Genomic DNA, 13,033 nt, shown 5'->3' on the forward strand with positions numbered 1-13,033 from the left:
CTGTACCTTCAAAATACTTACTTCCTTCAGTTGAAGAGTAAGGTTGCAAAATAGTTACATCACTGTTTACCCCGTTTAAGCCCCAAGGCGCACCATTTCCAATATGTTCATTGAGCACTAAAGGCTCATACTGTGTAATAACTCCGACATTTTTAACATTTGAATTCACACAGTTAGATAGGGCGAAATCGATAATTCTGTATCGTCCGCCAAACGGTACTGCCGGTTTTGCGACATCCTTTGTCAACTTACCGACACGTGTACCTTGCCCACCGGCAAGTATTAGACCAAGCATTTCTATTCCCATAATAGACCTCCACTTTATATGTAGCATTAGAAATTTTTAATTAACTTAATGTAAGTTTATATAATTAAAATATAAAAGTCAAATGTTTTTAATGTAAAACTCATTTTACTGCTATTATTACATTGAAAAAACGTGCGCACCATTAATAGAGCTTATTCTAGGGCCTTGATTTCACCCAAAGGATTGAATTCCACTCTAACTTTTAACTTTTCTTTTGTATGTATAAGTATTAAAAATAAACTTTTTCTCATTTTACCTCAACTAGGAGAAAAGTTATTTTACAAACATTTCATCTCGTTATGAATTATAAAATTCTGAAAATTCGCAATAAAAAAATTTGACACTTCTACTTCACTAGAAACACTTTTATAGCTTGGTGTTTTCACATACTTTTATTATAGTATTTTACTGTAAAATTTGCTAATATTAATATTAAATATCGAAAAAAGACACAGAAGCGTAAATTTTCTGTGTCTTTTATTTTATTTTTTAATTAAATTAGTCAACATACCGTTGATAAACTTACTTGATTTTTCATCACTGAAATCTTTAGCCAGTTCGATCGACTCATCAATAGCAACCAAATCCGGAGTTTCAGTAAAGAGGATTTCATAAGCACCTAAACGAAGTAAAGCTTGCTCCACTGTGGTTAAGCGCGAGAAAGTCCAACCTTTTGCTAAATGCTCAGATAAGGCAGCATCAAGAACATTTTGTTTTTCTAAGATGCCATCGACCAATTCGGAAAAATAAGCTGGAGCTTCTACGGGTTCATCTGTATTGTTATCATAATTCAAAGCAAAAGTTTTAGCTTGGACTAAGATATCTTTAGAAGCTGTGGCAAATTTTGGCTCGGTCATCGCCAAAATTTCAGCAACTTCATTTTGAACAGTTAAAGGCTTGAATAATTCAACTGTAATCTTTTCACGAACACTTGCATGAACATCAGAGAAAACTCGATTGAAAACTTCTAATTTTTGCTCTGGTGTTTCTGATCTAAAACTTGCACGCAAGAAATCACGAACACGAACCGCAATATTTTCTTCTTCAAGCTCAATATTGAAAAGGCGTACCAAGTTCAGATTCATAAAGACATCTTTGTACAAATCAATAGCTTCTTGATCCGTCATACGTTTCGTATAACCACCAAAATCACGAATAAAACTCAAAGCTTTGTAAACAGCAGTTTTTTCACGATTTGGAATATCTAAAATTTCATAAATCTTATCAATTTCTTTTAAGGGTTTTGTGAAAAAGCGTGGAAAATCACGTACTGTAATACGTTCATCTTTATAGGCAACATCAAAACGAATCGGTTTTGCCAATTCACGATTAATCTTTTCGACATTATTTTTAAACTCTGTCAAAACTGTTTCTGACATTGCTTTTCTGATTTCGTATTCAAAAAGAGTTTGCACCGTGCGCTGACGAATGCTATGTTGCGTTAGCTTGTTAGGCATCAAAGAAACCCTCATCAAACAAATCGTCAAAGCTTGGTTTTGGTAATTTTTCAGGAACGATACCTACTACGTGGATGTTCACATCATCAATTACGATTTCTGTTGCTTGTTCAACTGCTTCTTTCACTTCTTTTTGAATATTCATGGCTACTTGTGGTACGTTAATACCAAAAGCCAAGTAAACATAGATATTGACAACAACTTTGTCGTCTTTACTTTCGATATAAACACCACGGCCTTCTGATTTTTTGCCGAGGCTATCTGAAAAATGCTTGTTGCGTAATGCATAAACACCATCGATTTTTGCAGTTGTGATACCGATAATTACTTCAAGAACTTCCGGTGCAATAACGATTTCACCAAGTTCTTCAGTATGAACAGTTGTATCTGCCATATTTATCTCCTCTATCTTTTCTTTTGTTTCTCCGTGGAGCAAGGCTTTTATAACTCCTCAACTTGTGTGAGGGCTAGCCAAAACGGCTTATGCACGTTTAAGGTATTCACCTGTTTGTGTATTGATTTCAAGTTTTGTTCCTGCTTCAACAAAGTCAGGGACATTGACAACTAAGCCTGTTTCCATTGTTGCTGGTTTACCTGACCCTGTTACTGTTGCACCTTTGATAGAAGGTTGAGTTTCAGCGACTTCAAGTACGACAGTCGTTGGCAATTGAAGCCCGATTACTTCTGTACCGTAAAATTGGATTTTTACATCTGTATTTTCAAGAACATAGAGTAATTCTTCTTTAACTTGTTCAACAGGAATTTCATATTGATCATATGTTTCGTTGTTCATGAAGAAAGCTGTATCGTCCATTTGGTAAAGATATTGTGCAGCTACTGTATCAATCACAGCTTGTTCAAATTTGTCTTCTGGACGGTATGTATCGTCAAATGTAGAGCCTGAACGCACATCACGCAATTTCATACGCATGATTGTGTTACCTTTACCTGGTTTGTGGTGACTTGCTTCCATAACACGGAGGAGTTTGTCTCCGTTCAAAAATGTCATTCCGGCTTTGAGGTCTTTTGCTGCTACCATAATTATATATATCTCCTAGTGAATATTCTATTTACCGCCCAAAGAGGCAGCTTTTAACAATTCATTTTAGCACAAATTCACCCTTTTTTCAAATGTCTGTTTGTTTCCTTCAGACAAACTTTAGAGCAAATGAAGCTCTTGAAGCAAGAATTTAAATTAAAGAACGAGAAGTTCTTTCGGCGATTGGGTCAGTACCTGACAGCCCTCCTCAGTAATAAGCAAATCGTCTTCTATCCTTACACCACCAAAGTCAGGAATATAGATTCCTGGTTCATCCGTAACGACCATATTGGACTTGAGTGCTCCTTTTGCTTTAGCACCAAAGTAAGGAATTTCATGTACATCTAAGCCTAAACCATGACCAATCCCATGTGTAAAGTGTTCTCCGTATGAGGCTGCTTCAATGACATCGCGTGGCACTTTGTCAAAGTCAGCAAGAGACATGCCTTCTTTTGCTTCGGTGATCAGAGCTTCATTTGCCTGACGTACTGTATGATAGATTTCACGCATCTTCGGACTTGCTTCGCCAACAAAGACTGTTCTTGTCATGTCACTTGCATAATGATTGTAATAACAGCCAAAATCAATGGTTACAGGATCCCCAAACTCAATCATTTTATGGGTTGCTACTCCATGTGGCAAACTGCTGCGTTTTCCTGAAGCAACGATTGTGTCAAAAGAGATGCCACTTGCGCCCATTTCTCGCATTTTAAAGTCAAGAAAATTAGCGACTTCTATTTCTGTTCTGCCTGGCTCGATATATCTCAATACAGCTTCAAAGGCCTTATCAGCAATTTGACAAGCTTTCTTGATTGTGGCGATTTCATCGACCTCTTTGATTTGGCGCAGCTCAGCTACAAAATTTGTCGTAGGAACAAGTTTCGCTTTCTTTAATTTTTCCGCTAATACACGATAAAATGCAAAATCAACTGTATCTTCAAAACCAATAGTTTGAAGGTCTTCAGCAAGGGCAGCAATTTCAGATAAGGCATCACGTGTCTGGATGATTTCAAACCCCGTAATCAATTGGCGTGCAATTCCAATATAACGATCATCCGTCATAAAGTAGGAATGTTCTGCTGTCATGAAAATCGTTCCAGCTGTACCCGAAAAACCCGTCAAATAGTAGATATTTTTCATATCAGTAAGGATTAAGCCATCTAAATTTTCTCGTGCTATTTTTTCTTTTAAGTTACTGATTCTCATTGATTTCTCCTTTTTAATTGGGATGTTTTCTTCTATTATAACAAAGTCTGAACTATAATATTGAATCTTTATCTAGAGAAAAAAGAACTCCTAAAAGCAGAAGTTCTTTCCTTTATTCTGATTCCGCCAACAAATTTTTGGCATCCGTAAGTGTCTCAATAAAACGGTCTGCTTGTTCTTGATTAATACCGAAATAGTTATCCTTAACCGCCCAAACAGTGGCTCCAGCCGCCTTACCAGCCATAATACCATAATGCGAATCTTCAATAATCAGGGTTTCTGAAGGTTCTACACCAAGCTTTTCCATAGCAGCCAGATAAATAGCTGGATTAGGTTTAGACTGCTCAAACTCATCCTGCCCTGACAAGAAAAACTCAAAATACTGGCGTAAATCATGTGTATTCAAGACTTCAGCAATCTCATGACGACGAGAGCTTGAAGCTACGGCCATTTTATACCCCTTTTCTGAAAAGGTCTTCAAGGCGTCCGTAACACCAGGTAAAAGTAGCTCCTTATAAGGAATCGGAAATTGTGCATCGTAATCTAAGAAATCTTGGTGCACTTGCGCTGCACGCGCCTCTGTAAACTCATCACGTAATACTTTTGGCCACATGTCTTTCAAAACACTGCCGACAAAATCTTTTGGTGTTAAATGGCTGGCATCAATACCACTTTCAACGAAAAAGTTATCTAAAACCTTAGAGTGAAAACGTTCTGAATCTACCAAAACACCGTCCATATCAAATACAATTGCTTTAAATTTCATAGCTTTATTATAGCATAAGTAAGCGGTTATTTTTTTATATTAGATATAATGATTGGAAATACTTGGAGAAAGAAAATACACCAAAATATTAATTTTCAGTATTTTTTATTAAACAGTGGACGAAACCAGTAGAAAAGCAGTTCTAACCTGGATAAGAAGCTTTCTTTCGATAAGATTTCTCCTTGATTTCTCTATTAACCAATATATTATAATTGCTGTGTAGAAGTTTAGTAGACGGTGGTTCTTGAAAGGTGGTGAGGCTTATGAATGTAAGTGCAAAATCCAACAGAAAGGAGCATACTTATTGATTAATGTAGCACTATTAGTAACTGCAGTTTGTAGTTTACTTATTAGCTTGCTCACATTTATCGTTTTGTTGATTGAAACAATCACAAAAAAATAAGAACCGTCTAGCTTTGGAGAGTTAACGGTTCTTAGATTTTTAATTCTGCCACCGACTTTTAATCGGCTACATTGGACTTGTTGGAAGCAAGTCCTTTTTATTTACCTTTATTATAACATCAAAATAATGTGATATCAAGAAGAGTACATCTCATTGAAGCGAAAAGTATTTCCTATTTCCTTACTCTACTTTACATTATTGTTACATATTTATGTATATATGCATAAAAAAATAAAGCTTCACTTTTAAAGCTTTATTTTGGGGGATATTAATGTGTTATATACGCACCATCACTCCTCAGCCTTCCCATCAGAACCAAGTACTTGTATTTTTTGTTTCACAAGTTCTTTGACTGCTTGTTTAGCTGCGGAGTTGTATTTTTTCGGATCTACGACTTTTTCATCTTCGGAGATGTAGGATTTGATAGCATTTGTGAAAACAGCGCGGAGTTCAGTGGCATAGTTAACCTTAGCAATGCCCATAGCAACAGCTTTTGAAACATCTTTGTCAGGGATTCCTGACGTGCCGTGAAGCACCAATGGTACATCACCCGTTTTCGCTTTGACAGCCTCTAAGATATCATATTGTAACTTTGGTTCTGCTTTGTAAAAGCCGTGTGAGTTGCCGATGCCAATAGCTAAAAAGTCAACATTTGTAGCTTTGACAAATTTTTCAGCTTCTTCTGGATCGGTAAAAGCTACCGTCTCTGCATTATTGCCATCTTCTTTGCCACCAACAATACCTAGTTCAGCTTCTACTGGAATACCCATCGAATGTGCCATCTTGACCACTTCTTCGGTTATTGCGACATTTTCTTCAAATGTTTTTTTCGAAGCGTCAATCATTACCGAAGTATAACCTGTACGTAAGCAACGTGCTACGCGCTCAAAATCATCCCCATGATCAAGATGCATCACTACAGGCACTGAGACCTTGTCTGCTGCTGCTTTAACCATATGGTAGAACATTTCTGGTGGTGTCGTATTGAGCGTACCCGAAGTTGTTTGGACAATGACGGGGGCATTCATCTCTTGCGCTGCTTCTACGATTGCTTCCGCCATTTCCATATTTTCTGCATTAAAGGCACCAATGGCATAACCATTTTTAAATGCCTTTTCTATCATTTCTTTACTTTTTACAAGTACCATTTTTTCTCCTCTTCGCGTCTTTGTTTTATATTTTTTCTACTTTGAGTTGGTCAAACAACGCTTGATAATTTGTCCGATTAATATGACCTGTCTTCGCCTCCTGCGCATTGAGCATGCCACATACATTAGCACCTTTCAAGGTATTCTCAACCGTTTCATTCTGGCTTATCCCATAAACAAGTCCAGCAACAGTCGCATCACCGGATCCGACAGGATTTACTACATCTATTTTGGGGATTTTCACACGATAAAAGTCATTGGAAACTTTAGCAAACGCGCCTTCTTTTCCAAGAGAAACCACAATCCACTCAATACCGTCAAAAAACCTATCCTGTAAACTTTCTTTGATATTTTCTAAGGTGACTTCCTTCCCTAACAAATCCGTCAACTCTTCCAAGTTGGGTTTGATTACACTTGGCTTATGTGGGTTTTTAAGCACTGCTTCAAGTGCGCGCCCCGAACAATCCAAAACAACTGTTTTCTCCTGCTTGTTGGCAATTGCGATAAGGTCAGAATAGAAAGTTTCCTGTAAGCCATCAGGCAGAGAACCTGAAATGGCAATTGCTTCAACTTCAGCTAACATTGCTTTAAAATTGTCAATAAACTCTTCTGCTTCTTCCCTTAAAATCCGTGGTCCTTTTTCTAAAATCTCGGTCTGTTGTCCTTCGTGTAAAATCGCAATACAGTTGCGTGTCTTTCCAGAAATCTTAGTAAATCGACTATCAATACCTTCACTTTTTAAGTTCTCGACAATCTCCGCACCTAAGATATCGTCAGCAAATCCTGTCGCCCAGACATCTGCACCTAGTTCTTTCAGCACACGTGATACATTAAGTCCTTTACCACCAGCCGTTTTACCAACCTGTGCCACACGATTGACCGTATTTAAGTAAAAGGCTTCCAATAGATAAGAAATATCGATAGCAGGATTGAGTGTGACTGTTAAAATACTCATGGTTTACTGCTCTCCTATTTTTCCAGAGGATGGATAATCACACCTTTTACGACACGGTTCACTGTGCCTGATGCTGAAGGTGTATCAGGCGTGTTTTTCACCAAAATTGAAGCATTCAAGGCAATGACATGAGCAAATGCAAATGCTGGGAAGACAAGATAGGCTTCTTTAAGCTCTGGCGCTTCCTTATACGTAAAACCTTCAGTAAGATTTTGTCCGATGACGACTGTTCGCTGAGCAATTGCATCACCGGCAACCTCTTTGTGGAGATCCAAATCATATTGACGTGTATAAGCGTTATTGGCAGCAAAGACGAAAACGACAGTATTTTCATTAATGAAAGATTTAGGTCCATGACGGAAGCCCATCGAGCTGTCAAACATGGTTGCTATTTTTCCTGCCGTTAATTCCAAAACCTTGAGTTGAGCTTCACGTACAAAACCTGAAAGTGTACTTGAGCCCACGTAAACCATACGGTCTGTATCGTCATTTAGAAAACTTACAATTTCCGTTTCTCGCTGAAAAACATCTGCAGCTAAATCCGCGGCAATGCTGACCTGCTTTTCTTTATCCGAAAGTTCTTCTGTTGAAAAAATAAGCGTTGATAAAAGCGTCATTGAACTGCATGATCCCGTCATCGCAAAACCTTTATCGTTAGACTCATCTGGCAAGATACAAGTCAACGCATTTTCCATCGTGAGGGCTTGCTGAGCGAGCTTGCCTTCTTTAGCGCAAGTAATTACCAACTGATAACTGTCTTGGACTAGCTCTTCTACAATATTGACTGCTGCAACAGATTCAGGGGAGTTTCCGCTACGTGCAAATGAAACCAACAAGGTCGGTGTATTCTGCTCCAACGTAGCTTGTGGGGCTGCTACGATATCTGTTGTTCCGATTGATTCAAAACGGAAATGTTCCGTATCTCCCAGCTCAATTAAACTTTTAAGTACGGTATCACCCACATACTGCGAGCTACCTGCCCCAGTGAAAATAACTCGGATAAAGCCATGTTTTTCGATAAGTGTTGCTAAGAAAGCATCAATCTCTGTTTTTCTTTCTGCGTATTCTGCGAAAACCTTGCGCCATAAGTCTGGCTGCCCTAAAGTTTCTTTAACGGTGATAGCCGCACCTAGTTCTTTGAGTCGTTCTTCTGGTAATTGAAGCATATTATTCCCTCGATTTCTATTTTTCTTTAAGCTTATGGTATCTATTATAAGGTGATAACCATAGGAAAATTTTCCAAATGGCACTTTACCAAAACGGAAATTTTTCCTGATTTCAAGGGAATGTTTCAATGCTCCATAGGATTATTGCGTCACATCATGAAAAGCCAAGAAGTTCCAGTACTTCAGTTAAATGCTCAACATGTCTGTCTGCCTGACTCTGGTCACTATCAAATCGTTGATCTCTAATCGCCCAAACGGTTGCTCCCGCTGCTTTTCCCGCTGCAATACCATTGGGTGAATCTTCAATGACAAGCACATCAGATGCTCTGGCATTCAACTGCTTCATGGCAGACAAATAAACGGCAGGATGGGGCTTAGACTCTGGAAAATCTTCGCCAGATGAAATAACCTCAAAATATTTACGAAGATTATGTGTATCAAGAACTTCTGCAATTTCATCGTGTGACGAACTTGTCGCTAAACCAATCTTTAGTTTTGTTTCAGAAAAGCGTTGCAGGACAACTTTCACATCAGGAAACAGCATTTCCTCGATGGGAAAATGGCTACTCTTTTTATAGGTGAAGAACTCTTTTTGTAACCTTGCCGCATCTTTCTTATCAAAATCTTCTCCCAAAATGAACGGCCACAAGTCTCTCAGAGGGCGACCTAAAAGCTCACGCCGATTTAGATGTGCTATCGGAATGCCCTTTTTATCGAAAAAGGCATCAAATACTTGGGCATAATGATACTCCGTATCGATTAAAACACCGTCCATATCAAAGATAATCGTATTAAAGCTCATCTTATACTCCTGCATATACAAGGCTTTCTGAAGCTTCCTCACTATTTTCAACTAGTTTTTGGTTAATGATTGACACAATCTCCGCTTGGCTGTTCGCTGCTTTTAGCTGATCTATCACCGCAGGTATCATGAGCATTTTCGCAACAGAAGAGAGCAATTGTAGGTGTGCCGTTCCTTTTTGATGTTCGGGTATAAAAAGTCCAATGATAAAGGTAATTGGTTGACCATCTAAGCTATCCCAAGCAATGCCTTTCTCATTTTTTACAATAATCAAACTGGCTTTATTAATATTTGACGATTTAGCATGTGGTATGGCAAAGCCGTCCATCATTCCTGTAGTTCCTTCGAGTTCACGTGCCACTAACTTTTCCTTGATTTCTTCCTTGTCTGTAGCGATTCCTCGTTGGATTGTTTTTTCTGCTAAAAAGTCGAACATCTCATCTCGTGTATTGAATGTCTGATGGAGAAAGACATCATTTTCAGAAAGGAATGCAGAGGGAGCTAGAATTTCTTCAGTGGCTAATTCTTTATTTTCACGTTTCTCCTTCTCCCAGCGTCGTTTTTGATAGAGGCCAAGTAAAATTCCACCTACTGCCGAACCAATCAAAATTGATAAAACCCATTGGAAAGCACCTGTGACAACAGGTAAAACCAGAAATCCTCCATGTGGCGCAGGAACCTTTACTCCGAAAAGATAAGTTAAAATTGAAGCGATTGAAGAACCCACCATAAAAATAGGCAAAATAATCAAGGGATTTTTGGCTGCAAAAGGAATTGCACCCTCAGTGATATGTGTGGAACCTAAGATGAGGTTCACAATCCCTGCATTGCGTTCTTCAGTATTGTAATACTTTCTAAATACAAGCGTTGCAATACTTGTAATCAATGGCGGCGCAATACAAGCAGCTGACACACCTGCCATAAAGGAGTAATTTCCTTGAGCTAAGAGCGCTGTACCTGTAACATAGGCAGCTTTATTGACCGGACCTCCCATATCAAAGGCACACATTGAACCAACAATAAGTCCTAAAACAATCGGGTTACTGTTTTCAAATCCAGCTAAGAAATTCATCATAGCTTGATTGATGGCTTCCATAGGAGCTGCCAGCAAATACATAGCTATTCCGACAATTGCCACTCCTAGAACCGGTAAAATAAAGACAGCTTTTAATCCATCAAGAGCTTTGGGCATCTTACGCAAGAGTTTTTGAAGGAAAAGAATTAAGTAACCCGCTAAGAAACCTGATAGAATTCCTCCTAAGAAACCTGCGCCACCTGCATTTGCTACGATACCACCAATCAAACCTGCGACAAGCGCGGGACGTTTGGCAATGCTTTCAGCAATGAAAGCTGACAATATTGGCACCATCATTCCCATAGCTTGTCCGCCAATATCCTTGATCATCGCTGCTGTGGCATTATATGTAGCATGATCTGGTTCTGCAGAATGAATCCCCCAAACTGCAAAAGAAATTGCAATCAAAACACCTCCAGCAACAACGAAAGGCAGCATATGCGAGACACCGTTCATAAGGTTTTTGTAGATGCTGTGCCCGATTTTAGATACATCTGGTGCTGTTGAGGTATTTTCCGAAGTGGCTGTGCCATCTTTGATTTTTCCTTTGCCAGCTAGGGCATCCTTAATCAAGTGGTCTGCCTCTTTAATCCCTGCTGAAACAGAAACTTCAATGACCCGTTTGCCGGCAAAACGCTCAGCATGGACATCTTTATCGGCTGCAATAATTACAGCTTCTGCATGACGAATGTCCTCGTTTGTCAATTCATTTTCTACACCAATCTGTCCATGTGTTTCCACCTTGATTGATACACCTGCTTTTTTTGCCGCTGCTTCTAAAGCTTCCTGTGCCATAAACGTGTGTGCTATCCCTGTTGGACAACCTGTCGCAGCGATTATTTTATAGTTTCCCATAAATCCTCCTTATAGTTTATTCATAATTTCAGTAACAGTAATTTGTTTCATCAGCTGTGGAACATCGGAAAAATCAGTCAAGCCCTTTTGAAACGCTGTAGAAGAGCCAGCTGCAATTGCTAATTGCAAATTTTTTCCGATAGCTTCATTTTTGATTATTCCGGCTAAGAAAGTTCCAAGCAAGCTATCGCCTGCACAAGCTGTGTTGACAACTTCTCCTTGTGGAGCATTTAAAGATAAGATTTGGTCCGAATTGATAAACAAGGCACCTTTTTCCCCCAAGGAAATCAAAACATTTTGCGCACCTTGCTCTACCAATTTTTTACCGTAATAGATCACATCTTCTGGCGTTTTTAGCTCCACATCAAACCAGTGCGCCAGTTCCTCATCATTGGGTTTAAGTAAGAAAGGTTTGTAAGACAAAGTCTCCAGTACCTCTGCATAGCTGGTATCAATAATGAGCCTCACCTTGTTTTCTTGACAGATCGCTGCAATCTCTTTTAAGAGTATGGGTGGAACTCCTTCAGAAAAACTGCCAGATAAACATAGGTAGTTCCCCTCTCTGAGTTGGTGTACTTGCTTTAAAAAAATTTCTACTTGTTCAGATGTAACTTTTGGCCCTTTATTGACTAGCTTATACTCCAGATTTTCTTTTTTTACATGTGTAAAGACATTGATTCTGGTTATACCGTCAACTTCGATAAAGTCTGTGTAAATGCCTTCATTTCGGAGCGTATCATCGATGAAATTTCCGGTAAACCCAGCCTTAAAACCAAGTGCTGTACTTGTCACTCCGAGTTGCTGCAAGATCAAAGAAACATTGACACCTTTTCCATTGGCTTGAACATCATACTCTTCTGTACGATTCACTATTTTAGGAGACATCTCCTGGGTGTCAATAAACAGATCAATTGCTAAATTTAGTGTAGCTGTGTAGATCATTGAACACCTCACTTTCTTTTTATCATAGTATTATCATAGCGTATTATTTATGTACCCGCTTACAAATTTTGGATATTTCTGAAAAACGTTACACTTCTATTTTTAATTTTGCTATACTTAGAGTAATAAATCTTAGAAAACGGGAGGTTTACTGTGAGTACTAAACTAAGCGACTCTGAGCAATATTTATGGAATTATATTGAGCGTAATATTATAGAAATCCCTAACTATTCCATCGCCGAATTAAGTGTTGAAGCTGCTGTTTCAACAGCAACAATTGTGCGTACACTAAAGAAAAAAGGATATTCTGGCTATGCCGACTTCAAGTATAAACTCAAAGAGCGAAGAAAGTTGCATGAAGATTTTTCGCAGTTTGATCAAGAAGATGAAGGTATTCGTCTCGTCATTACCAAAAATGAGCAAGAAGTCATGCGCACCATCTCAATGATTAACATCCAGAAACTTGAAGAAGCAATTCGAATTATCACTGCTTCAAGACGGCTCATTTTATTTGCCCGTGGTTTTTCAGAAATGGTTGCCCAAGAGATGATGATCAAGTTTCAGCTTACAGAAAAATACTGTGAACTCTTTACAGACCCTGAAATCATTAAAATCATGAGTAAAAAATTATCCCCCGAAGACGCTGTCCTTTTCATATCTTTAAATGGCGAAACTCCAGAATTGGTAAATGCTGCACAAAATTGTCAGCAACACAATATTGCAACACTTCTCCTTACGACAGCGGGTGAATCCACGCTGACCTCCCTATCTGATGTTGCTCTAGTTGGTTTTAAATCAGATGGCTCCTTCTTCCCAGACTATGAAGTACGCTCACGACTTCCTCTGACTATTCTTTCACGAATTTTACTTGACTCTTATGCTTTAAGAAAAAAAGAAATATAAAAAAAGTGA

General features: G+C 38.6%; 13 protein-coding genes. 1 reads left to right on the top strand and 12 read right to left on the bottom strand.

Going from position 1 to position 13,033, the window contains the following annotated elements; genetic code table 11:
• The 12 genes from LACDD01_RS10530 to pfkB all read right to left on the bottom strand — a co-directional run.
• A partial coding sequence (locus tag LACDD01_RS10530; protein WP_156468527.1) for a sugar phosphate nucleotidyltransferase occupies positions 1 to 307 on the bottom strand: 307 nt, incomplete at its 3' end.
• A 482-nt stretch (positions 308 to 789) separates the two neighbouring features.
• Complete coding sequence (gene nusB / locus LACDD01_RS10535; protein ID WP_061415077.1) at positions 790 to 1,764, bottom strand: transcription antitermination factor NusB; 975 nt, start codon at positions 1,762 to 1,764, stop codon at positions 790 to 792.
• Positions 1,757 to 2,158, bottom strand: coding sequence for an Asp23/Gls24 family envelope stress response protein (locus tag LACDD01_RS10540; protein WP_019294295.1), 402 nt, complete (start codon positions 2,156 to 2,158; stop codon positions 1,757 to 1,759). Before LACDD01_RS10540 ends, nusB begins: the two co-directional genes overlap by 8 nt.
• 87 nt (positions 2,159 to 2,245) lie before the next feature.
• The gene (gene efp / locus LACDD01_RS10545) at positions 2,246 to 2,803 is read right to left on the bottom strand and encodes an elongation factor P (protein WP_003132984.1); all 558 of its coding nucleotides are present in this window, start codon (positions 2,801 to 2,803) and stop codon (positions 2,246 to 2,248) included.
• A 156-nt stretch (positions 2,804 to 2,959) separates the two neighbouring features.
• Positions 2,960 to 4,009, bottom strand: a complete 1,050-nt coding sequence (locus LACDD01_RS10550; RefSeq protein ID WP_061415080.1) for a M24 family metallopeptidase — start codon at positions 4,007 to 4,009, stop codon at positions 2,960 to 2,962.
• 112 nt (positions 4,010 to 4,121) lie between these two features.
• Positions 4,122 to 4,775: an HAD family hydrolase gene (locus tag LACDD01_RS10555; protein ID WP_061415083.1), complete on the bottom strand. Its 654-nt coding sequence runs from the start codon at positions 4,773 to 4,775 to the stop codon at positions 4,122 to 4,124.
• 693 nt (positions 4,776 to 5,468) lie between these two features.
• On the bottom strand, positions 5,469 to 6,326 hold the full coding sequence (locus tag LACDD01_RS10560) for a class II fructose-bisphosphate aldolase (protein WP_061415086.1): 858 nt from the start codon (positions 6,324 to 6,326) through the stop codon (positions 5,469 to 5,471).
• Between the two features lie 25 nt (positions 6,327 to 6,351).
• The gene (lacC, locus tag LACDD01_RS10565) at positions 6,352 to 7,281 is read right to left on the bottom strand and encodes a tagatose-6-phosphate kinase (RefSeq protein ID WP_061415089.1); all 930 of its coding nucleotides are present in this window, start codon (positions 7,279 to 7,281) and stop codon (positions 6,352 to 6,354) included.
• A 14-nt stretch (positions 7,282 to 7,295) separates the two neighbouring features.
• Positions 7,296 to 8,447 (bottom strand): SIS domain-containing protein, encoded by a 1,152-nt coding sequence (locus tag LACDD01_RS10570; protein ID WP_061415092.1) that lies wholly within the window; start codon positions 8,445 to 8,447, stop codon positions 7,296 to 7,298.
• A 154-nt stretch (positions 8,448 to 8,601) separates the two neighbouring features.
• Positions 8,602 to 9,249 carry an HAD family hydrolase gene (locus LACDD01_RS10575; protein ID WP_061415095.1) on the bottom strand — a complete coding sequence of 216 codons (648 nt, stop codon included), beginning with the start codon at positions 9,247 to 9,249 and terminating at the stop codon, positions 8,602 to 8,604.
• Between the two features lies 1 nt (position 9,250).
• A complete protein-coding gene (locus LACDD01_RS10580) occupies positions 9,251 to 11,179 on the bottom strand; it encodes a fructose-specific PTS transporter subunit EIIC (protein ID WP_061415098.1) in 1,929 nt (642 codons plus the stop codon).
• A 9-nt stretch (positions 11,180 to 11,188) separates the two neighbouring features.
• A complete protein-coding gene (gene pfkB / locus LACDD01_RS10585; RefSeq protein WP_061415101.1) occupies positions 11,189 to 12,121 on the bottom strand; it encodes a 1-phosphofructokinase in 933 nt (310 codons plus the stop codon).
• Positions 12,122 to 12,274: 153 nt separating this feature from the next.
• On the opposite strand from pfkB, the gene LACDD01_RS10590 reads away from it, so the two are divergent.
• Complete coding sequence (locus tag LACDD01_RS10590) at positions 12,275 to 13,024, top strand: MurR/RpiR family transcriptional regulator (RefSeq protein WP_017370598.1); 750 nt, start codon at positions 12,275 to 12,277, stop codon at positions 13,022 to 13,024.
• Positions 13,025 to 13,033: the final 9 nt, after the last annotated feature.

The sequence above is a fragment of the Lactococcus sp. DD01 genome, assembly GCF_001578715.1.
Lineage (GTDB): Bacteria > Bacillota > Bacilli > Lactobacillales > Streptococcaceae > Lactococcus > Lactococcus petauri.